Annotated in this window: 21 protein-coding genes; 12 read left to right on the forward strand and 9 right to left on the reverse strand. The window is 62.7% G+C overall.

Translation table 11 applies throughout. The features are described from left to right. The first annotated feature begins 51 nt into the window (after positions 1–51). From L21_RS06855 to L21_RS06895, 9 genes are all read left to right on the forward strand, one after another. On the forward strand, positions 52–1,365 hold the full coding sequence (locus L21_RS06855; RefSeq protein ID WP_074369748.1) for a D-aminoacyl-tRNA deacylase: 1,314 nt from the start codon (positions 52–54) through the stop codon (positions 1,363–1,365). After that, positions 1,362–2,459, forward strand: a complete 1,098-nt coding sequence (gene ftsZ, locus L21_RS06860) for a cell division protein FtsZ (RefSeq protein ID WP_074369749.1) — start codon at positions 1,362–1,364, stop codon at positions 2,457–2,459. The genes L21_RS06855 and ftsZ overlap by 4 nt, the downstream gene beginning before the upstream one ends. 6 nt (positions 2,460–2,465) lie before the next feature. Then, positions 2,466–2,675: a protein translocase SEC61 complex subunit gamma gene (locus tag L21_RS06865; protein WP_054848295.1), complete on the forward strand. Its 210-nt coding sequence runs from the start codon at positions 2,466–2,468 to the stop codon at positions 2,673–2,675. 5 nt (positions 2,676–2,680) lie between these two features. Next, on the forward strand, positions 2,681–3,154 hold the full coding sequence (locus L21_RS06870) for a transcription elongation factor Spt5 (RefSeq protein WP_074369771.1): 474 nt from the start codon (positions 2,681–2,683) through the stop codon (positions 3,152–3,154). Between the two features lie 182 nt (positions 3,155–3,336). Beyond that, a complete protein-coding gene (locus L21_RS06875) occupies positions 3,337–3,813 on the forward strand; it encodes a 50S ribosomal protein L11 (RefSeq protein WP_074369750.1) in 477 nt (158 codons plus the stop codon). Positions 3,814–3,864: 51 nt separating this feature from the next. Beyond that, positions 3,865–4,506 carry a 50S ribosomal protein L1 gene (locus L21_RS06880; protein ID WP_074369751.1) on the forward strand — a complete coding sequence of 214 codons (642 nt, stop codon included), beginning with the start codon at positions 3,865–3,867 and terminating at the stop codon, positions 4,504–4,506. Continuing rightward, positions 4,506–5,534, forward strand: coding sequence for a 50S ribosomal protein L10 (locus L21_RS06885; RefSeq protein WP_074369752.1), 1,029 nt, complete (start codon positions 4,506–4,508; stop codon positions 5,532–5,534). The genes L21_RS06880 and L21_RS06885 overlap by 1 nt, the downstream gene beginning before the upstream one ends. A 28-nt stretch (positions 5,535–5,562) precedes the next feature. Beyond that, complete coding sequence (rpl12p, locus tag L21_RS06890) at positions 5,563–5,883, forward strand: 50S ribosomal protein P1 (protein ID WP_074369753.1); 321 nt, start codon at positions 5,563–5,565, stop codon at positions 5,881–5,883. Positions 5,884–6,039: 156 nt separating this feature from the next. Next, a complete protein-coding gene (locus tag L21_RS06895) occupies positions 6,040–6,552 on the forward strand; it encodes a hypothetical protein (RefSeq protein WP_143727230.1) in 513 nt (170 codons plus the stop codon). Between the two features lie 197 nt (positions 6,553–6,749). Here the strand turns inward: L21_RS06895 and hypF are convergent, their stop codons facing one another. After that, complete coding sequence (gene hypF, locus L21_RS06900; protein ID WP_074369755.1) at positions 6,750–8,960, reverse strand: carbamoyltransferase HypF; 2,211 nt, start codon at positions 8,958–8,960, stop codon at positions 6,750–6,752. Positions 8,961–9,017: 57 nt separating this feature from the next. Between hypF and L21_RS06905 the strand changes: the two genes are divergently transcribed. Genes L21_RS06905 through L21_RS06915 form a run of 3 tightly spaced genes read left to right on the forward strand, consistent with a single transcriptional unit; the run spans position 9,018 to position 12,329 of the window. Next, complete coding sequence (locus tag L21_RS06905) at positions 9,018–9,530, forward strand: ArsR family transcriptional regulator (protein WP_074369756.1); 513 nt, start codon at positions 9,018–9,020, stop codon at positions 9,528–9,530. Then, positions 9,514–10,323 (forward strand): DUF7839 domain-containing protein, encoded by an 810-nt coding sequence (locus L21_RS06910; RefSeq protein WP_074369757.1) that lies wholly within the window; start codon positions 9,514–9,516, stop codon positions 10,321–10,323. The genes L21_RS06905 and L21_RS06910 overlap by 17 nt, the downstream gene beginning before the upstream one ends. Next, positions 10,320–12,329: a DEAD/DEAH box helicase gene (locus L21_RS06915; RefSeq protein WP_074369758.1), complete on the forward strand. Its 2,010-nt coding sequence runs from the start codon at positions 10,320–10,322 to the stop codon at positions 12,327–12,329. The genes L21_RS06910 and L21_RS06915 overlap by 4 nt, the downstream gene beginning before the upstream one ends. Before the next feature lie 467 nt (positions 12,330–12,796). Here the strand turns inward: L21_RS06915 and L21_RS06920 are convergent, their stop codons facing one another. The 8 genes from L21_RS06920 to L21_RS06950 form a co-directional block, all read right to left on the reverse strand. After that, positions 12,797–13,813 (reverse strand): PAS domain S-box protein, encoded by a 1,017-nt coding sequence (locus tag L21_RS06920; protein WP_256712612.1) that lies wholly within the window; start codon positions 13,811–13,813, stop codon positions 12,797–12,799. A gap of 61 nt (positions 13,814–13,874) precedes the next feature. Continuing rightward, complete coding sequence (locus tag L21_RS14420) at positions 13,875–14,000, reverse strand: hypothetical protein (protein ID WP_256712614.1); 126 nt, start codon at positions 13,998–14,000, stop codon at positions 13,875–13,877. 149 nt (positions 14,001–14,149) lie between these two features. Beyond that, entirely contained in the window at positions 14,150–15,343 is a 1,194-nt protein-coding gene (locus tag L21_RS06925; protein ID WP_074369760.1) for an MFS transporter, read from the reverse strand. A 117-nt stretch (positions 15,344–15,460) separates the two neighbouring features. Next, positions 15,461–16,297: a class I SAM-dependent methyltransferase gene (locus L21_RS06930; RefSeq protein ID WP_074369761.1), complete on the reverse strand. Its 837-nt coding sequence runs from the start codon at positions 16,295–16,297 to the stop codon at positions 15,461–15,463. Then, positions 16,294–17,148, reverse strand: a complete 855-nt coding sequence (locus L21_RS06935) for a polymer-forming cytoskeletal protein (protein WP_074369762.1) — start codon at positions 17,146–17,148, stop codon at positions 16,294–16,296. Before L21_RS06935 ends, L21_RS06930 begins: the two co-directional genes overlap by 4 nt. 16 nt (positions 17,149–17,164) lie before the next feature. Then, positions 17,165–18,400 (reverse strand): 2,3-bisphosphoglycerate-independent phosphoglycerate mutase, encoded by a 1,236-nt coding sequence (locus tag L21_RS06940; RefSeq protein WP_074369763.1) that lies wholly within the window; start codon positions 18,398–18,400, stop codon positions 17,165–17,167. A gap of 27 nt (positions 18,401–18,427) precedes the next feature. Continuing rightward, on the reverse strand, positions 18,428–18,889 hold the full coding sequence (locus L21_RS06945) for a hypothetical protein (protein WP_256712618.1): 462 nt from the start codon (positions 18,887–18,889) through the stop codon (positions 18,428–18,430). A gap of 134 nt (positions 18,890–19,023) precedes the next feature. Further along, on the reverse strand, positions 19,024–19,617 hold the full coding sequence (locus L21_RS06950) for a 30S ribosomal protein S3ae (RefSeq protein WP_074369765.1): 594 nt from the start codon (positions 19,615–19,617) through the stop codon (positions 19,024–19,026). Positions 19,618–19,634 lie beyond the last annotated feature (17 nt).

A 19,634-nucleotide genomic window follows, 5' to 3' on the forward strand; every position in this document is an offset into this window, starting at 1 on the left:
GCACCGGTCAAGCACTACCATTTAGCAGCCTCGCGGTCCACATGGTACCCGATGCGGATCGCGCTGATCAATTCAAAACAGGACACTGCAGGGGTAACCATCAGACACCACCTCGAGACCCTGCTCGCGGCGGGCGGGCGGTGGCCGCTTGCCGAACGGCACGAACTGGCATTCTGCGAGGTCGCAGGAAGGCTGATCCACCAGGACCGGATCGACGAGGAGGTCGATGCCGATCTCATTCTCTTCATATCCCGGCACGCGAGCGTGCACCCGACGCCCGCCCTGACGGTGCACGTCACCGGCAACTACGAGACCGCCGACCTCGGCGGGGAGCCGGGGAGACTCGCTCCGGCAGCTCCCGCGTGGATGCACGCAATCCTCGGCAACCTCGCTGCCCGCGCCCCGGAGGGCTACCGTGTCTCCTACGAGGTGACGCACCACGGCCCGACGGAACTCTCGACGCCCTCGCTCTTCGTCGAGATCGGGTCGAGCGCGATCGAATGGGCCGATCCGGCCGCCGGGCGAGCGGTTGCGGAGAGCATCCTCGCCGCGGAGCCGCAGGAGACGATCAACCTCCTCGGTTTCGGCGGCACCCACTACGCCGTGCGGCAGACCGGGATCGCCCTCTCCTCCCGGGGAGCCTTCGGACACATCGTCCCGACGCGGCAGATCGGCGCTATCGATCCCGATCTCCTCCGGGCGATGCAGGAGGCGAGCGGCGCCGTGGCGGCCTACATCGACAGGAAATCGCTCTCGAAGGACGAAGCCGGGCGGGTCGAGCGGATGCTCGACGATGCCGGGCTCCTCCTCCTCTCCGAGTCGGAGATCCGGGAGGCGTCCGGTCTTGCGTGGACCACCTACCTCCGGGTCAGGTCTCTCGCCGAAGAGATTGCTCCCGGGTCACGCGTTCGCATCCATGATCTCAAAGGAGAGGGGAATCCCGCTGCGGTCAGGATTGTCCCCGATCTGATTGAAGAAACGATCAAATCCGACAGACCGGGTTTTCTCAACGGTCTCGACCGGTTGCCCGTAGCCCATCTCTCCTCCGGGTCTGCAGGGGTATTATCGACGTTTATCGGCTTTGAAAGCGCATCGTCCCGACTCGCAAGAGATATAACTACCCTGTGCGTAAAACTCTTACTTATCTGTGAAAATGCTGTTATCGACGGTGATCACCTCGTCCTCCGGAAGGTGCGGTTCGACCCCGAGAAAGCGCGCAGACACGGGGTGCCGAAAGGGCCGCTCTTCGCTATGCTTGCCGGCGGAAAGGCGGTCGAGTTCGAGGGCCGAAGGATCACACCCGATGCAGTGCAGACAACCAGCGTGAAGCGGATACATATCCCGGGATTGGAGAGATACATATGAAATCTATCGTAGAAGAGGCACTTTCACGGGCGCGAGAGGACCAGCGCTTTGCTGAGCCCACGGAGGTCGACAAAGAGCTTGAAGACCTCCTCATGGAACTCCGGACTGAGATTGCAGTCGTCGGGTGCGGGGGCGGCGGTTCGAACACGGTGACCCGGATGACTGAGGAGGGGATCAACGGGGCGCGGCTGATCGCTCTCAACACCGACGCGCAGCACCTGGTCAGAACACGGGCGGATACCCGGATCCTCATCGGGAGACAGAGGACCCGCGGTCTCGGCGCCGGCTCGATCCCCCAGGTCGGCGAAGAGGCGGCCATCGAGACCGAGGACGAGATCAAGCGGGCCGTCGAGGGGTGCGACATGGTATTCATCACCACCGGGCTTGGGGGCGGTACCGGCACCGGCTCCGCACCCGTGGTCGCGAAGGCTGCCCGGGAGGAGGGCGCACTGACCATTGCGGTGGTCACCCTGCCGTTCACGGTGGAAGGCGCTATCCGGAGCCAGAACGCTGAGGCCGGTCTCGAGCGGCTCCGTGAGGTTGCGGATACCGTCATCGTCGTCCCGAACGACCGGCTGCTCGAGGTCGTGCCCCGGCTTCCGCTCCACGCCGCGTTCAAGGTCTCGGACGAGGTGCTGATGCGGGCGGTCAAGGGCATCACCGAGCTCATCACGATGCCTGGTCTCGTGAACCTCGACTTCGCCGATGTCCGGACGGTCATGGAGCGCGGAGGCGTCGCGATGATCGGGATGGGCGAGAGCGACAGCGAGGACAAAGCCGCCGACTCGGTCAAGAAGGCGCTGCGCTCCCCGCTACTCGATGTCGACATCTCCGGGGCGACCGCAGCCCTCGTCAACGTGGTCGGCGGCCCCGATATGACCATGTCCGAGGCGGAAGGCGTCATCCAGGAAGTCTACGACCGCATCGATCCCGACGCCCGCATCATCTGGGGTGCCCAGGTCGACCCCGACATGCAGGGCAAGATGCGGACGCTGCTTGTGGTCACCGGCGTCCGGTCACCACAAATATATGGGAGAAACGAAAAGAGTATGCCACGCATGATGAAACAGTTTGAGATCGACTTCCTGAAGTGAGCCAAGATGATGGATTATAAAGAGACGTTGAAGGAAGTAAAGTCGTTCAAGATCGAGGAGGAGCTCTTCAAGAAGTACTGGCGGGTGCTGAAACTGGCACGGACGCCGACCCGCGACGAGTTCTCCAAGATCGCCATTGTGGCGGCGGCCGGGATCATGCTCATCGGCCTTGTCGGCTTTATCATATACGAGATCATGCTGGTACTGCCCAAATGATGGATATGGTTGAGAGCGCAAACAGGATATACGCGATAAAGACGACCGCAAAGCAGGAGCGGACGGTCGCCGACAACATCGAGAAGGTGACCCGCGAGCAGAGAGACATCCATGTGGTGGCCGTCATGGTTCCCGAGGAACTGAAAGGCTACGTCCTTGTGGAGAGCCCGGACTCGATCGCCCGGATAGAGCAACTGGTGGAGTTGATCCCCCATGCGCGCGCGGTAGTACAGGGTTCGACGGCTCTCTCCGAGGTGGAGCATTTTCTGGTGCCGAAACCGGTGGTCAGCGGCATCACCGAGGGCACCATCGTCGAGGTCATCGCCGGCCCGTTCAAGGGCGAGAAGGCGGTCGTCAAGCGTATCGATACCGGAAAAGAAGAGATTACGGTCGAACTCTACGAGAGTATGGTTCCGATCCCGATTACGGTCCGCGGCGACTCCGTTCGCGTCGTGGAGCGATCGGAAGACGCTTTCTGAAGAATACAACGCTCATCATCTTTTTTCCCGTCGCGTCTCGCTATACCGGGGGTGCTGCATCCCGTGCGGTCGGACGGTACGCATGCGTGCGCTGCCCGGGTACTGTACTTTAAATCCTCTCACGTAGACCTTAGGTAACCCAGGCAACTATTCCCCTGAGGAATAGTAGCTGGTGAACTTGTATGGCAGAAACGGTCGAGGTATTGGTACCCGGCGGCAAGGCAACAGCAGGCCCGCCTCTGGGGCCCGCGCTCGGACCTCTCGGTATCAACGTGAAGGCTGTCGTCGACGAGATCAACAAGAAAACAGCTGAATTCAACGGCATGCAGGTGCCGGTGACGGTTACGGTCGACGATAAGAAGAACTTCACGATTGAGGTGGGCATCCCGCCCACGACGGCGCTCGTCATGAAAGAGGCCGGTATCGCGAAAGGTTCGGCAGAACCGGGTACTCAGGTGGCAGGCAATCTGCCGCTGGAGGCCGCCGTCCGTATTGCCCGTATGAAGCTTGATGGCATGCTCTCGTACGATCTGAAGTCCGCGGTCAAAGAGGTCGTTGGAACGTGCGTCAGTGTTGGTGTCACCATCGAGGGGAGAAAACCCCGCGAGATGATCCGGGCCATCAATGACGGGGAGTACGACGGCGTACTCGTCGCATAGATGTCAGACAACCATAGAAGATCGTGAGGTCGTGTACTATGGAGGCAAAGGATGGTTGATAAAACCAGTATACAGGCAGCCGTTGTAACGGCACTGGAGAAGGCTCCGGAACGGAAGTTCAAGGAGAGCGTGGATATCACCGTCAACCTCAGGAATATCGACATGTCCCAGCCCAAGAATCGTATTGATGAGACGATTCACCTCCCGCACGGTTTTGACAACGTCAAGATCGCAGTTCTCGGGAAGGGCGATATCACCACACAGGCAAAAGAGGTGAACGTGGACCTCATCATCGGACCTGAGGAGATCGAGCGGCTCGGGGGAGAGCCCCGCGAAGCGCGCAAGGTGGCGGATGAGTACCGGTTCTTCCTTGCCGAGACGGCAATGATGCCGCTCGTCGGTCGATATCTCGGTGTCAGGCTCGGTCCGCGCGGACGGATGCCGATGCCGGTTCCGCAGGGAATGGATATCCGGCCCATCGTTCAGCGTCTTCGGAGCTCCGTGAAGGTCCGGACGAAGGACAAGAAGGTCTTCCACGCGAAGGTCGGAACCTCCGGGATGGACTCCGAGCAGATCGCCGAGAACATCGATACGGTTCTGCGGCGGGTCGAGTCTGTCCTTGAGAGCGGGGCGATGAACATCCACTCGGTCTACGTGAAGACGACCATGGGGCCGGCAGTGAGGGTGATCTGATGGCGCTCTATACGCAGCACCTGCCCCGGTGGAAGAAGGATGAAGTAGAGGAGATCAGGCGCGGTATCGAGGAGCACTCGCTCGTCGGCGTCGTGGACATGTACGGCATTCCCGCCTCGCAGGTCCAGCAGATCCGGCGGAACCTCCGCGGCACGGCGAGGGTGAAGATGGCCCGCAACACGCTGATCGAGCACGCCTTAAACGAGCTCGGCGGCAGCGTTGCGTCCTTAAACGACCACGCCGAAGGCCAGAGCGCCCTGATCTTCACGAACGAGAACCCTTTCAAGCTCTTCAAGCTGCTCGAGAAGACCAAGACAAAGATGGCGGCGAAGCCCGGCGAGACAGCTCCCGAGGATATCGTCATCCCGAAGGGTCCGACCAGCTTCAAGCCCGGCCCGATTGTGGGCGAGCTCCAGCAGGTAGGCATTCCCGCAGCCATTGAGGGCGGAAAGGTCAAGATCCGCGAGACGAAGACGGTCGTGAAGAAGGGCGAGGTCATCAACAAGAAGGTAGCCGACGCTCTCGTGAAACTCGGTGTCAAGCCGATGGATGTCGGTCTCATCCTGCAGGCCGCATACTACCGGGATACCATCTTCACGCCGGACCTGCTTGCTATCGATGAGGAAGCCTACGCGAACAACATCGTGCTCGCGGCCCAGCAGGCGTTCAACCTCTCGGTCAACGCCGTCATTCCGACCAGACTTACCGTCGCGGCCATCATCGGCAAGGCGGTGAGCGAGGCCCGGAGCGTGGGCGTCGAGGCGAGCATCTACGAGAAGGATATCGTCGACCTGATCATCGGGCGGGCCCAGCGCGAGATGCTGGCCGTCGCGCTCGCGGCGCAGGGCCGTGGGTTCGAGCTCGATGAGGCGACCCTGAAAGCCGCATCGGCTGCGACCGTTGCGGCACCCGCGGCAGCAGCCCCGGCGGCAGCCGAGGAGAAGCCCGAGGAAGAAGAGTCTGAAGAGGAGAAGAAGGAAGAGGAGGAGGAGAGCGGCATGGCCGGTCTCGGTGCCCTCTTCGGCTAATATCATTTCAAAAAGAGGTGAATGAACTATGGAGTATATCTACGCTGCACTGCTCCTGCACAACGCAGGCAAGGATGTATCTGAAGAGAATGTGACTGCTGTCCTGAACGCGGCCGGTGTCGAGGTCCAGGACGCCCGCGTGAAGGCGCTCGTCGCCGCACTCGAGGACGTGAACATCGAGGAGGCCATCAGCAAGGCCGCCGTCGCGCCCGTCGCCGCTGCACCCGCCGCAGCCGCTGCCCCTGCAGCCGCCGCCGCGCCCGCAGCCGAGGAAGAGGCCGAGGAAGAGGCCAAGAAGGAAGAGGAAGAAGAGAGCGGCATGGCCGGTCTCGGCGCCCTCTTCGGCTAAATTTTTCTTTTCTTTCGTGGGTATTTACAGTACGATTGCGCACATCGCTGGGACGGCTCGCCCCGCTTTTAAAGGTAGCTGACTGATACGTCGCCACGGTGGCCATAAACTATAACCATCGAAACGTTGACGTCCCCGTACGGATGCTTAATTTGGATGGGGTCGGTCATGCGCATAGCTTTGATTGTTGCCGCAATGGTGATCATTGCGTTTCCTACAGTATGTTCAGATCTTCAACCTGAAAGTCCGGTGCCCGACGGCGAGACGATAAATCTCATCATCACCTTCCCGAAAGAGGGTGGTGAAGTCTGGATCGACGTTGTTCCGCCTCACGTTACGGTTCATGGCGAGGTCGATGCCCCTTCCGGTATACGGAGCGTGGTCGTCCAGAGCGAAATAGGGGAGGTTTCGTGTGGGAACGGGACGGAGTTCGCATGCCCTGTACCGGTTTCTTCGGGGAAGAACAGAATCACGGTCATAGCGACCGATAACCTTGGAAACCAAGCGGAAAAATCTCTGAACGTGACCATTCGCAGTGGACCACCTCTACCGCTGCTGATCATCGTCTTGGGCAATCTGATCGAAAACGCACTTGGGTGCATAGGTATCATCGGAGTATTGGGAGCATTATTGATCTTTCTGAAGTTCCGTCGGAGAAAGAGAAGGTGATATTGTGCTTTTTCCATGCAGGATACGAAACTACCATCAGTTGCTTCCCCCTCTTGTCATAGCGGAGAGCATAAGCTTGGTAATCGACGGACCGTCCCCACCCGTCCGACGCCGTGATGGCGGAGGAGCCTGATGCCGATGGTCGAAGGGAGTTCCTCCACCGGTACCTATCGTCCGGGCAGCCGAACCCGCCCTCCTCACTCCTCCGTGCTCCCGCCGTACACGACCTGCCCGAAGCTGATGCACCCGTCGCCGAGCGGATAGTCCTTGTTCATGATGAACTCGAGCCCGGCGGCGCGGATCTCCGTCCGGATCGTCTCCCGGATCGCCTTATTATATGCCACCCCGCCCGAGAGCGCCACCCGGGGGATCCCCCGCTCTTCTGCCGCCCTGACGGCCATCGCGGCGACGCCCCGGGCGAGGTTGTACTGGATCGATGCGGCGAGGTCTTCGGCACGCTCCCCGGCGGCGGACCGCCGGTAGGCCTCCGCGAGGAGCGACCGGGTCGAGAGAACCTCGCAGCCGCCGTCGCCCCGCTGGTATTCGAGATCCCAGGCCGAGGGCTTCCCGGCGTGCGCCGTCGTCTCAAGTTTCATCGCCGGCTCCCCGTCGTAGGTCCGTTCCCGGCAGATCCCGAGGAGGGCTGCGGCGGCGTCCAGCACCCGGCCGGTGCTCGATGTCGCGGCGACGTTCAGGCCCCGTTCCACCTGCCTGACAAGGACGGCGAGCTCGATATCGCTCCAACCCCGCGATGCGAGGAGATCCCGGACTTCGGGGGTGGGGAGGATGCCGTAGAGCATCCGCTCCGGGAACCGGGTGGCGAGGTCGCCGCCCGGCATCGGGACGACCTCGAGGTGGGCGACCCGGTCGAGGTGGGGGACCCGCCCTGCAAACACCTCGCCGCCCCAGATCGTGGCGTCGTCGCCGTAGCCCACCCCGTCGATCGCGATCCCGACGCACTCCTCCCGGGTCGCGGCGGCGATGTGCGCCCGGTGGTGCTGGACGGCGAGGAGTTGTGCCCCTGTCGCTTCGGCAACCTCCTTCGCGTAGCGGGTCGAGAGGAACTGCGGGTGGAGGTCGTGGACGATCCGGTCGTACCGGGCGCCGGTGAGCCCTCCGAGCCGTTCTGCCGTCTCCTGCAGGTAGGCGAGGGTCTGGGGGTTCCTGACGTTTCCGACATGCGGCGAGGTGATGCAGAAGCCGCCTTTGTAGATGGAGATGTTCGCGTTCAGTTCCGGGCCGACGCCGAGGATGCATCCCTTGCCGAGGTCGATCGCCTCCCGCTTCGGGGCGAGGCCGCGGGAGAGCCGGATGATGTAGCCGTCCCGGACGACTGAGTCGTCGCACCGGTTGACGATCCGGCGGTCGTGGGTGAGGATGTAGTCCACCTGCCCCGGGAGCCGCTCGAGAGCGACTCCGAGATCGGTGATCATCGGGTAGCCCGGCAGGTTCGCGCTCGTCATGACGAGGAGCGGGTGGGCGAGGTTCGCGAAGAGGAGGTGGTGCAGCCCGGTGTAGGGGAGCATGCACCCGATGGTGTGGAGGCTCGATATCCCCGGGTGGGACGCGGGATCGCGCTTTTCGAGCACCACGATCGGGCGTGCCCGGGAGTGGAGGATCCGCCGCTCTTCGCCCCGGACGATCGCGATCCGTTCCACCTCCTCCGGGGTCGCCATCACCGCGAGCGGCTGTTCCGTCCGGCCGAGGCGGCGTTTCAGAACCCCCGCCGCCTCTTCGGTGCAGGCGATATGAAATCCCCCGATCCCGTGGATGGCGACGTTCGAGCCTGCGTCGAGGAGGGCCGCCGCTTCCCGGACGGGGTCCCCCGCCACCGGCGTTCCGTCGGCCCGGAGGAGTGCAAGACCCGGCCCGCAGGCCGTGCAGGCGATCGTCTGCGCGTGGTGGCGGCGGCACGACGGGTCGGTGTACTCCCCCTCGCAGGCGGGGCAGACCGGGAACTCCGCCATCGACGTACGCTCCCGGTCGTAGGGGATGGTATTGATGATGCTGTACCGGGGCCCGCAGTTGACGCAGGACGTTGCCCAGTAACCCTCGTATCGGCCGCCCTGTTCGAAAATATCGGCGATGCAGTCGTCGCAGATGGCGACGTCGGTCGGTATGAACCCCGAGAGGCTCCCGGAGTTGCTCTCGAGGATGGTAAACTCTCCGGTCTGCCTCCCGCGCAGATTCTGGACATCTACGGAATCTATTTGAGATAGTGGCGTTCCTCTGGAAACGGCGTCCAGGAATTCCTCGAAGCGCTCGCCGGACGCGTGAATCTCGACCTCGCTCCCGAGGTTTTTGACCGTCCCCGTGATCCCGAATTCCTGCGCTTTTGCATAGACGAAGGGACGAAACCCGACTCCCTGGACGATGCCCCGGATGATGATTGTGCCACTGGTACGCATTGAGATTTCAGCAAAAATTTATGGAGTTATACCACCATATAACAATAGGGTATCGCAGTGACGGGACATATTAAAATTCTTAACGATCCAGTAGAGCTGGTTCCTCTTCTCATAACGTTCAATAATGCCGACTATAAAAAGATCTACGAACTCTTAAACAAGGCCTGGCTGACCGAAGAAGATCTTGTGGCGTATGCCGCCCCCTCGACCGTGACCGAGTGCCTCTCTATCCTCAAGAAGGGAAACCTGATCGAAGAGCAGTGGCGGATGCCGAAACCCGGGGAAAAGCCGACGAAGGAGTACCGGGCGACATACAGCAAGTTCCGGGCCAGTTTCCAGTGTTCCATGGGCGATATCGGGGATCTGTTGCACATCGCCGTCTCGAACGACGAGGGTCTCCGCACGATCGTGGACTCGGTGGAACAGGAGATCGTTGCCGGGACCACCTCCATCGGAGACATCTCTCGAAAATACGGGGTCAGCCCTATCTTCATCAAAGGCCTGGCAAAGAGGATCCCCGGTCTCGATGTGAAAGGACAGGGAATGGTGCTGCTTGACCGACTTCAGTGACGACCCTCTTTACGTCATCCTGCGCAGCAAACGGGAGGCCACCCGGTTTCAGATCCTCGTAGAGATCGCTGAACACCAGCCGGCCGTCCGCCAGCAGGAGATCGCGGCGAAACTCGGCGTGACGCCCCAGGCCGTCTCCGAGTACATCCGGGAGCTGGCGGACGAGGGCCTGGTCACTGCTCACGGCCGGGGCCGCTATGAGGTGACGAAAAGCGGGATCGAGTGGGTTCTCCGCCACGCCGAGGCGCTTGAGGCGTATGCCCGCCACGTCAACCGGGATATCATCCAGCAGGTGGCGGTCTGGACGGCTATCGCCCGGGACGACATCCGGAAGGGGGATACGGTCGGTGTCTTGATGCAGGACGGGTGGCTCTATGCGACGAAAGAAGAGCAGAGCGCCACCGGCCTCGCGACCATGGACGCGATACCGGGAGAAGACCTCGGCGTCGCCCGACTGAACGGCATCATCCAGCACGAAGAGGGGCTCGTTCACGTCTGCAAGGTGCCGCGGGTGGAGCGGGGCGGCTCAAGGCAGGTCAGCATCGATCTTCTCCGGGAGGCTATCCAGAATGTCGAGATGGTGGGCGCCGTCGGCCTCGAATCTTACGTTGCCCTCAGGAAGGCGGGCATCGAGCCGGATATGTTCTTCGGCTCAAGAGAAGGTGTCGTCGAAGCGGCATTTCACGGCCGGGAGTGCGCAATTTTTATCGTCGATGAGGAGTTTACTGATTTCCTCAAGCGTCTGGAGACGGTGGGGCTCACCTACACGATCCACGACCTGATCCCGTCATGAAAGTCATCGTCCAGCCCCAGAAAGGCACGTATAAACTGTTGTTCGTCGAAGGCGGCCGCGTTGAGGGTTCCGGGTTCGTCGACCTGGCCGCGACCCCGAAGGGCCAGCGGCCGAAGAACTTCAAGATGCGCCGGCGCGGCAAGCAGCTCAAGCCAACCCCGACCCGCGACCTCATCGCCCTGCTGCGCCGTTCCTCGGTGCTTCTTGCGGCGAAGAGCCCTGAGTTCGAGTCGTTCCTCGCCGATCTCCAGATTTCTTCTTCGAGGATCAACATCTGCCGGTTCTGCCAGCTGGAGGACCGGTTCGTGCCGGTCGATAAGACGACCGGAGTCCGGTACGGCGGCGAGTGGATCTGCATGGAGTGCGCAAAGCGGGAGATGCGCCGGGAGCTCGGTTACCTGGGGCGGTTCGGCGGCTCGGTGCTCGTCCACCTGGAGAAACTCCTTACCCAGGTCCGCGATCTCGACCGGGTGCTGGCGTCGGTGGGGCCCGAGAACCCCGACCGGAAGCGGACGCTCTTTGATCGGCTCGAGGCGCACGAGGTCCAGAAGACCGCCCATATCACTGAACTCCCGCTCCCTCCTGCGTTTACAAAGGCCGCCGGGGTCGAGTACCTGATGCCCGTCCAGCAACTCGCCGTCCAGAACGGCCTCCTCGAAGGGCAGCACCTCCTGGTCGTTTCGGCCACCGCGAGCGGCAAGACCTTCATCGGGGAGATGGCCGGGATGAAGAACTTCCTCGAAGGCAAAGGAAGGATGCTCTTCCTGGTTCCGCTGGTCGCGCTCGCGAACCAGAAGTACCAGCGGTTCCGCGACCGTTACGGCCACCTGGTCCGGGTCACCCTCCAGACCGGGGTGAGCCGTCTCAACCTCCCTGAGACCCGGTCGGCAGGGGATCGGGATGTCAACGCTCCCGTGGTAGTCGGAACCTACGAGGGGATCGACCACGCTCTTCGGACGGGGCGATCCTTAAAGGACATAGGGACCGTCGTCATCGACGAGGTGCAGATGCTCGAAGACCCGGAGCGCGGCCACCGTCTCGACGGGCTGATCGCCCGGCTCAAACATATCGCACCCGAGGCGCAGTTCCTCTACCTCTCGGCCACGATCGGGGCTCCCGGGCTGCTCGCGGAGAAACTCCGGACAAACCTTGTCCGCTACGCGGACCGGCCGGTCCCGCTCGAGCGCCACCTCATCTTCGTCGAGCGGGCGAAGAAGATCAACTTCATCAAGCAGATGGCCGCCGAGGAGTACAAGATACGGTCGTCGAAGGGCTACCGCGGCCAGACGATCGTCTTCACGAACTCTCGCGCCCGCTGCCACGTCATCGCCGACGCCCTCGGCAGGAAGGCCGCTCCTTACCACGCGGGGCTGTCCGCCCAGGAACGCCGGGACGTCGAGCGGCGGTTTGCGAACGGGGAGATCTCTACTGTCGTGACCACGGCGGCGCTTGCCGCCGGTGTCGACTTCCCGGCATCCCAGGTGATCTTCGACGCCCTTGCGATGGGCATCCAGTGGCTCACCGTCCAGGAGTTCCACCAGATGATGGGGCGGGCCGGCCGGCCGGACTACCACGACCTCGGCCGGGTGGTCATCATGGCAGAGCCCGGGGGATCATACTCCCGGACGTCCGGGAAGACCGAGGAGGAGGTCGCCGTCGGGCTCCTGCGGGGCGAGATGGAGGAGGTCGCGCCCGAGTACGACATGGAGCAGAGTACGGAGGAGTTCGTCGCGAACGCGGTGGTCTCGAACGGCGACGAGCAGCAGGTCATCGGGATGACCCACGCGATGGTCGGGACGCTGGAGCCCGCCCTCCCCACTCTCCTCGACTATGGGCTGGTCCGGCGGCGGGGCGGGCGCATCGAACTCACTGATATGGCCCGGGTGATGGCCGAGCACTTCATCGGCGCCGAGCGGTTGATGGAGATCAAGGATCTCGTCCGGCGGATGGACGATGCCGCCGAGATCGTCGCGGAACTCGAGTGCGCCGAGGAGACGACGCCGTAGGGTTTTTTCTCAGGGGTTTTCAGGGGAACTCGCCTGGAGATGGTGAGAACTTCCCAGAGCCCACGATTATCTGTTTTTTGCAAGTTCTCCTGCCCACAGTTTCGCGTTTCGTGACGTTGCAAGCTCCATGCATGGATTTCCACTGGCTATCGCCACGCACTGCCCCCGCCCCTCGGGGCGGGGGAGGAGGCCGGAGGCCGGGCGGGGTGGGGCGAAGAGGACTATTCCTCAATTAGAAATACCAAAGTACCGTGATGGGCGTCGGAGACAGGGGAGGGGGGATGCTCCCCCCTCCCCGCGAGCCGCCACCCCCACGTGGCGATTCTCCCACGGTCCACTGTATTGGGATTCTCTCGTTTTCAACAGTTCAGTCGGTGGTCAAAATAGCACTGCTGTATTCTCAATCATCACTATAGGTTCACTGGCTCCTCACACCCCGGCCTAGTGCAACCCAACCCCCCCTCTCCCTACCGATACCTCTCCAGGTACTCGCGCACCTTCTCCGACTCCACCCACCCTTCGTCGAGCTGCTTGAGGATTGCCTTGATCTGGCTGACCTGCTCCTGGATCTTCTCCGCCCGCGGATCGTCGATGAGGTCGGCCATCCCCTGGACGACCTGGAGGGGGTTTCGGATGTGGTCGGTCAGGACCGCGAACTGCTCGATGTTCCTCTCGATCTGCCGGTATGCCTCGATTCTCTCCCGCTCGATCCTCTCCCGCTCTCTCATCTCGCGCTTGAGGCTCTCGTTTGCCGCCCGGAGTTCGTCGGTCCGCTGCGTCACCAGTTCCTCAAGGTGATAGCGGTATTCCATCAGTTCCTGCTCGATCCGCCGCCTCTCCGTCACGTCCCGGGCGATGATCAGGATGGCCGGGGTGCCCCCGAGGGTGATGCGGTGGATGCTCGCCTCGACGGGGATCCGGTTGCCCTCCCGGGGGATCAGGTCGGCGGAGTGCAGGCGTTGGTCGCCCTTCTTGAAGTCGCTCCGGATGAGGATGACCGATCCGGGAGTGAGGGCGAAGAGTTCGTCCCGGGTATACCCGAGACACCGGCAGGCGAGCGCGTTCGCATCCAGTATCCGGTAGGGCGTCCCTTCCCTCCCGACGGCGCATACCAGCAGAAAATCGTTCCCGCTCTCGAAGAGGAGGCGGTATCGGTCCCTGCTCTCCTGGAGATCCCGCCGGGAACGCTCCAGCTCCCCGAGCACCAGGTTGACCTCGTCGACAAACCGCGAGACCGGGTCGCCCCCGACTGCAGGGAGGCGGGCCGGGCCGTTGTTCGTTGACCTGATGCCCTCGATGCTTGTACCCATGCCGGCAATGCGGGCGGCCACCTCCCGCTCCTTGAGCCAGACACCGAGCAGCCCGAAGGTAATGCCTGCAAAGATAAAGGCGACGATCAGGACGCCGGGAGAGGTCAGGATATCCCCGGAGGAGTCGAACGGGAAGATAAGCGCGAAGGGTATTGGATAGCCGGGTCGGGGCATGCGGTGGGCTGGAGGAGGATACGCCGGGAACAGGGGTTGATCGTTGCGGGAGATCATACCGTTATACCGAGTCGCATATGCCGGGGAGATTCCTGCCCGGGGCCTGCCGGGCGGTCGTCCGGTGGCCCTGCAGGTAGTTACCGTGGCGGTTCCGGCGCGTTTTCGTCCGCGCGCCTTCGTATCCCATGATGGCGAATTTATTATATAAATGTTTCTCATGCAGGGGAGAAGTTTACAGTGTAAATTCCGTTTTTTATCCCGTCTGAGGGGTGTTATAGGACACCAGAAGAGGTATGTCGGTCTTTTGGCTGACGGGATCGGGGGGCCTGAGGAAGCCTACCCGGACCCGGGAATATCGTTCGTATCGGCTCTGTGCGCGCTCCTCTGCATCATCACCGCGAATATCACGGTTCCGAGGAGGCTTATGGCACCGCCTACGTAGAAGACGGCGTCGATGCCGATGTAGTCCATGAAGACGCCCCCCATCAGCGGGGCGATGATCATGCCGATCCCGAAGACCGTGTTGTAGGCGCCCATCGAGGTTCCCATCCCGATGGTCCGGCCGGCATCGACCGTCAGGGCCATGATGGCCGGCTGCTGGATGGCCCCCCCGATACCGACGAAGGAGGTGATCGCGAGCAGGGGCCAGAACGACCCCGAGATAGGAATCGCAGCGATCGACAGCGCTGTTATTGCCGAACCCACGACGATCAGGACGACTTTGTTCCCGGTGTCGGTGATCCTCCCTACCGGCACCTGGAGGAGCGCCATCAGGAAGGTGTTCGCGGAGAGGACGATCCCCACCTCGGTGGGGGTGATCGCGATCAGCGGACCGAAGATCGGGATGAAGACCATCATGCCTCCCCGCCCGAGGGCGCTGATGAAGGAGAAGACCATGACTCCCCGCATGACCGGGAGCCGAGAGATCTCCCGGAGCGGGATGGCGTTTCCTTCCGGGGCCGTGAACGTGCCGCGTTTCGCCTCCGGGAGGGAGATGCCGACGAGGAGCGTGGCGAACGCCGAGAGGGCGGCCATGACGTAGAAGACCGAGTCCATCCCGAACGCATCGTTCAGGAACCCGCCGAGCAGCGGCCCCATCCCCATGCCGAGGAACATCGAGATGGAGAAGTTCCCCATATGGCTCCCTTCTCTCCCCTTCTCCGAGAGGTCGGCGACATAGGCCATGGCTATCGGGACGACCATGGCGGATGCGAGGCCGTGGGCGAAGCGGACTGCCGTGAGCGAGTAGACGCTGTCGACGATGATATACGCAAGCGACAGGACCGCGTACGCGAACATGCCGATGAGGATGATCCATTTCCTCCCCCGGCGATCCGAGATCCTGCCGATGATGGGCATGAAGACCGACCGGGAGAGCGCGAAGGCTGAGAAGATGATGCCGAGCCAGATGCCGGTCGCGCCCAGGTTCTCCGCGTAGATGGGCAGCAGCGGGCTGACGATGCCGAGCCCGAGCATGGTGGCAAAGACGGATATGAATAAGACGTTATAGATGCGTTTAGCGGTATTCATGCAGGTTACACTCGAACAAAGGTCCGGCCCGTGAATCAGGTCCGTGGTGGGTTATTCTCCTGTTGCAGGGAAAAGAGTTGGGGTACTGCGCATTATATATTAAGTCGCAGGCTGCAATCACGTCCGCTGCGCGACGCAGCACCACCGATCGTAGAGCGGATCACGCCGGTTCTCGAAGACCTCGGTCGTTCTCCCCTCCCGCGTGCACCACTCCTCCACCCTTGCCGCCTCCTCCTCTGTGCCGACGGTGATCAGCGTCTCATCGGTGAGGGCGAGGAGGTTCGCGACGATCGATCTCCAGAGGGCCGTATTGTAGGAGTAGATCTCCCCGACCATGAAGGCCGCGCCGAGGGGCACCGGGTCGATATACCGGGACGCCTTCTGCGCGTCGATGCACATGGTGTCGGAGGGCACCAGGCGCCCTTTCGAGAGGCCGAGCGCGAGAAGACCTGGGTCGTTGTCGTAGGCGAGCGCCCGCACCCCTCCCGCCCGGAGAGCCGCGGTGCCGACCCCCGACCCGCAGCAGCAGTCGAGGCAGGGGGTTCCCGCACGGTCGCCCCAGACCTCGTCGAGGAGGTCGCGGATCTTTCCCTCCCGGTCGGGACGCAGGTCTTCGAGGGCGGGGAAGGTGGTCTTCGAGAGTTCCGTGCTGTAATACTCGCGGACCGCCGAGAGCCATGCCTCCCGGCTCTCCTGGTAGATGTCGCCGCCGACCGCCTCGAAGCACTCGATGGCGGCGAGCGTCGGCTCCCGGAAGAGGAACGAGGCGGCGTGCCACTCCTCGCCGTCGTGGAGGGCGAGCGCGATCGGCTCCTCCTTCTCGTCAATCAGGATACGTGCCTCGTCAGGCGCAATCTGGAGCAGCAGGAGCGTGCATGCATCCACCGCCAGTTCCGAAAACGACGGTTCGACCAGCCGGCACCTCTCGACCTCAAGGATCTCTGCAACCTTCATGTCGTCCGCCTCTCGATCTTCATGCCGCCCGGCGCCCGGATGACCCCGTCCACGCGCGCGTCCTCGTGCAGGGTGAGACGCTTGCAGGAGACGTTCCCGAGGATATGCGCCTCCTGCTCGATCGTCACGTCGCCGTCGCTCTGGACGTCGCCGTGAACGGCTGTTCCTCTGGCGACACTCGCGTCTTCGCGCGCATGAAGGCTCCCGAAGATCGTCGTCTCCTCCCGGACGGAGATCGAGCCGGCACGGATGTTCCCGTGCAGCCGGCACCCTGCCCCGACGGCCATCTTCTCCGGGACGGAGAACGTCTGCATGTTGAGGACGGCGCCGCCCGGGATCATCAGCGGCGTGGCTGTGGGGGCGGTTTCGTCGTCGTCGCCGAAGATCTTTTCGAGGACGGAACTCAGGTCTTCCTCTTTCTCGATCCCGAGGACGGCCACCAGGTACATCACGATGTAGATGATGACCGGCATCGGGTTTCGGATGGAGATCCAGCCTTTCGCCTCGAACCCGCGCTCGATCTGGACGTTGTCCCCGATGTCGAGGTCGCCCCTGACGACCAGCTTGCCCTGGATCTTTACCCCTTCGCCGAGGTAGGCGTCCTCCTCGACGACGACGTCCCCGTTGATCTCGCACCAGTTGTCTATTCTGGCGTCGCCGCTCGCAACGATGTTGCCGTTAATCTTGCTGAATTCACAGACCACGACGTCGTTACCGAAGAGGCCGTAATCGATCCGGCACCGCTCGCCGATGACGATGTCCTGATCGGTCTTGAGCGTTCTCTCCTGGAGTTCGGTATTGTCCGGGAGGGTGCAGCCCTTGATCCAGTCGTGGTCTCCTGTCGGTTCCATTTACCCGGTATAATCTTCATGCGCCATACTTATGACTCTTATTAATTAGATCCAGGGTGATCGGCATGAGATCGCGGCCGCGGATACGGTGAAGTCCGCCCTCCGCGCACGAAACCTCGTCGAACCGGTTCGTCCGGTCGACCCGGACGCCGGGGCCCCTGATGACGACGGGGACCGGGTCGGCGCTGTGGTCTTTGACCGAGCAGGGCGTGCTGTGGTCGGCGCAGACGACGATCAGGGTCTCCTTGAGATCGAGCAGCGGCGCGAGCGCCGTATCGATCACCTCGATGAAGTCGCGCTTCTGGATCCCTTTGCCGTCGTGGCCCGCCTCGTCCGCACCCTTGATGTTCATCAGCACGAAGTCTTTCCGGCCGAGTTCCTCTATCGCCGTCCTCACCTTGGCGTCGAGATCGGAGTCGACCGACCCGGTCGTCCCCGGCACCGGGACGTGCTCGAGCCCCACGACCTTCCCGATCCCGGAGATGAGAGTGGCCGCCGAGATGACGCTCCCGGAGAGCCCGTAGCGCTCGGAGAACGGCGGCAACTCGCCCATCTTCCCGGCGCCCCGGATCAGGAGGAGGTTTGCGGGCGGCAGTCCTTCCTCCATCCGCCGGACGTTCAGTGGGTGGCCATAAAGGATCTCGCCGGACTGGCGGATGAACTCGTTGCAGGCGCGGGCGGTCTCTGCATCCGCCGGATCGTCAGTGCAGGGCCGGATCGTGAGCGGTCGTGCTCCCTCTTTCTTCGGGTCGTTCGAGGAGACTTTATCGCCGAGCCCTTCCCCGACGAGGGCGAGGGCCGCCCGGTGACCGGCGCCCGCCTCGAACCGGAACTCGATGCCGAGCGCTGAGAGGTCGACGCCGTCCCGGATGGCCTCTGCAAGCGGTTCCGTCCCGGATATCCGGCCGGCCCGGCGGTCGGTGACGAGGCCGTCCGCGTCCACGGTGGCGAAGTTGCACCGAAACCCGATCATCCCGGCGGTCATGTGGATGCCGGTTCCTTCGGCCTCAAGCGGGCCGCGGCCGGTGTAGAACTCCTGCGGCGGGTAGCCGAGCAGGGCGAGGTGGGAGGTGTCGGACCCGGGCCGTATCCCGGGCGCGACGGAGTCCATGATCCCGCATACGCCTTCGGCGGCGATCCGGTCGAGAACCGGGGTTCGTGCGGCAGCGAGCGGGGTCAATCCATCCAGATCTTCGCAGGGGCGGTCGGAGATCCCGTCCAGTACCAGGAAGAGAACCTTCTCAGCAATCATCGAGAACAGGTGAGATCCAGAACCTGATTACTCTTCCCGGTGGGCGGCGGAGATCCGGGCTGCCGGGCAGCCCTTCGCCTTCTGGACGAGTGCCAGGCACCGCTCGATCCGGAGAAGCGCCTCCTCTGCGAGGGTCTCGCTCTCCTCGCGGCACTCCTCCCCGCACCCGAGCATGATGAGGATGTTGGCCGTCTTGATGATGTCGGCCGAGAGGCACCGGAGTTCTCCGGCGAGTTCTTCGCCGAGGACCGTTCTCATGTCGCATGCGGTGTTGTAGAGCTGGTGCGAGCACCGCTCCAGCATCGCGTTCGAGGCGAGAACCCGGGCGCTGCCGCTCTCCCGCTCCCTGAGTTCGTCCCACTCCCGGTGGAACCGGACAATCATCCTCATGACGATCCCCCGTGCCATCGTCTGCCGCTCGTCGAGGCCCCGATCTTCGAGCGCGACCCCGTTTATCCGCCGGAGCCTCGCATGCCGTCCTTCGATCATGCCGTCACCTCCCTCTCGTCTTCCGGGGGAGGTATACCCTGTCATGGGGCATATACCCTTCGCGCCGTTCCCGTCGGGTGAGCGAGGGGGGCGTGAAAGGCACGGGAATTCTTAAAAAAACGAGGGGGAGGGCCTTATACGGCCGCAACCTGTTCCAGTTTGGACTTGGTGATCTCGACCCGGCGGATCGGGTAGATCGTCTTGACGACCTTGAAGATGTCCCGGGCCATGTCGCCGGAGACGATATCCTTGACCAGGGTCTCGAAGTCGCTCTCGGCCGCCCTGGCGGCGAGAGCCTGCGAGATTGCCTGCCGCACGGCGTGGACCTGGCTCTGCTCGGCCCGCGAGAGGGTGAGACAGACGACGGTCACCCGCAGGAGTTTCTTGTCCTTGCTGACGACCGGGTGGATGGTGTCGATGCGGGATGCCCGCCGCTTGACCATCGACCGGAGGTAGTCCCGGGTCACTTCGTGCCCGACGAACTCGGTGTACGCGGCGTCGCCTGCGACGTTGTTGATCTTGAACCTCATCTTGATGTGGGACTTGGAGTAGTCCTGGACTATTTCGCCGAGCGTCGCGGTCATGATGCGGCCGACCATGTTCTCGGGGTCGGCGGAGATGGCGTCGCCGATCTCGGCTTTACCGAAGGCGTCGGGTACGTAGACACGGTACCACTTCTTGGCCTTCCAGCCTTCCAACCTTCTTCCAACCTGTTTCTTCTTTGCCATGGTATCACTTCTCTCTT

Source organism: Methanoculleus chikugoensis (assembly GCF_900095385.1).
GTDB classification, from domain to species: domain Archaea; phylum Halobacteriota; class Methanomicrobia; order Methanomicrobiales; family Methanoculleaceae; genus Methanoculleus; species Methanoculleus chikugoensis_A.

Excerpts from the sequence above, each read along its gene's own strand:
- L21_RS06870 (WP_074369771.1), top strand. The coding sequence starts at position 2,681 with ATGGTTGAGAGCGCAAACAGGATATACGCGATAAAGACGACCGCAAAG.
- L21_RS06935 (WP_074369762.1), bottom strand. The coding sequence starts at position 17,148 with ATGGAACCGACAGGAGACCACGACTGGATCAAGGGCTGCACCCTCCCG.
- L21_RS06895 (WP_143727230.1), top strand. The coding sequence starts at position 6,040 with ATGGGGTCGGTCATGCGCATAGCTTTGATTGTTGCCGCAATGGTGATC.
- rpl12p (WP_074369753.1), top strand. The coding sequence starts at position 5,563 with ATGGAGTATATCTACGCTGCACTGCTCCTGCACAACGCAGGCAAGGAT.
- L21_RS06920 (WP_256712612.1), bottom strand. The coding sequence starts at position 13,813 with ATGCCCCGACCCGGCTATCCAATACCCTTCGCGCTTATCTTCCCGTTC.
- L21_RS06950 (WP_074369765.1), bottom strand. The coding sequence starts at position 19,617 with ATGGCAAAGAAGAAACAGGTTGGAAGAAGGTTGGAAGGCTGGAAGGCC.
- L21_RS06880 (WP_074369751.1), top strand. The coding sequence starts at position 3,865 with ATGGTTGATAAAACCAGTATACAGGCAGCCGTTGTAACGGCACTGGAG.
- L21_RS06930 (WP_074369761.1), bottom strand. The coding sequence starts at position 16,297 with ATGAAGGTTGCAGAGATCCTTGAGGTCGAGAGGTGCCGGCTGGTCGAA.
- L21_RS06915 (WP_074369758.1), top strand. The coding sequence starts at position 10,320 with ATGAAAGTCATCGTCCAGCCCCAGAAAGGCACGTATAAACTGTTGTTC.
- L21_RS14420 (WP_256712614.1), bottom strand. The coding sequence starts at position 14,000 with ATGGGATACGAAGGCGCGCGGACGAAAACGCGCCGGAACCGCCACGGT.
- L21_RS06945 (WP_256712618.1), bottom strand. The coding sequence starts at position 18,889 with ATGATCGAAGGACGGCATGCGAGGCTCCGGCGGATAAACGGGGTCGCG.
- ftsZ (WP_074369749.1), top strand. The coding sequence starts at position 1,362 with ATGAAATCTATCGTAGAAGAGGCACTTTCACGGGCGCGAGAGGACCAG.
- L21_RS06940 (WP_074369763.1), bottom strand. The coding sequence starts at position 18,400 with ATGATTGCTGAGAAGGTTCTCTTCCTGGTACTGGACGGGATCTCCGAC.
- hypF (WP_074369755.1), bottom strand. The coding sequence starts at position 8,960 with ATGCGTACCAGTGGCACAATCATCATCCGGGGCATCGTCCAGGGAGTC.
- L21_RS06855 (WP_074369748.1), top strand. The coding sequence starts at position 52 with ATGCGGATCGCGCTGATCAATTCAAAACAGGACACTGCAGGGGTAACC.
- L21_RS06885 (WP_074369752.1), top strand. The coding sequence starts at position 4,506 with ATGGCGCTCTATACGCAGCACCTGCCCCGGTGGAAGAAGGATGAAGTA.
- L21_RS06865 (WP_054848295.1), top strand. The coding sequence starts at position 2,466 with ATGATGGATTATAAAGAGACGTTGAAGGAAGTAAAGTCGTTCAAGATC.
- L21_RS06925 (WP_074369760.1), bottom strand. The coding sequence starts at position 15,343 with ATGAATACCGCTAAACGCATCTATAACGTCTTATTCATATCCGTCTTT.
- L21_RS06875 (WP_074369750.1), top strand. The coding sequence starts at position 3,337 with ATGGCAGAAACGGTCGAGGTATTGGTACCCGGCGGCAAGGCAACAGCA.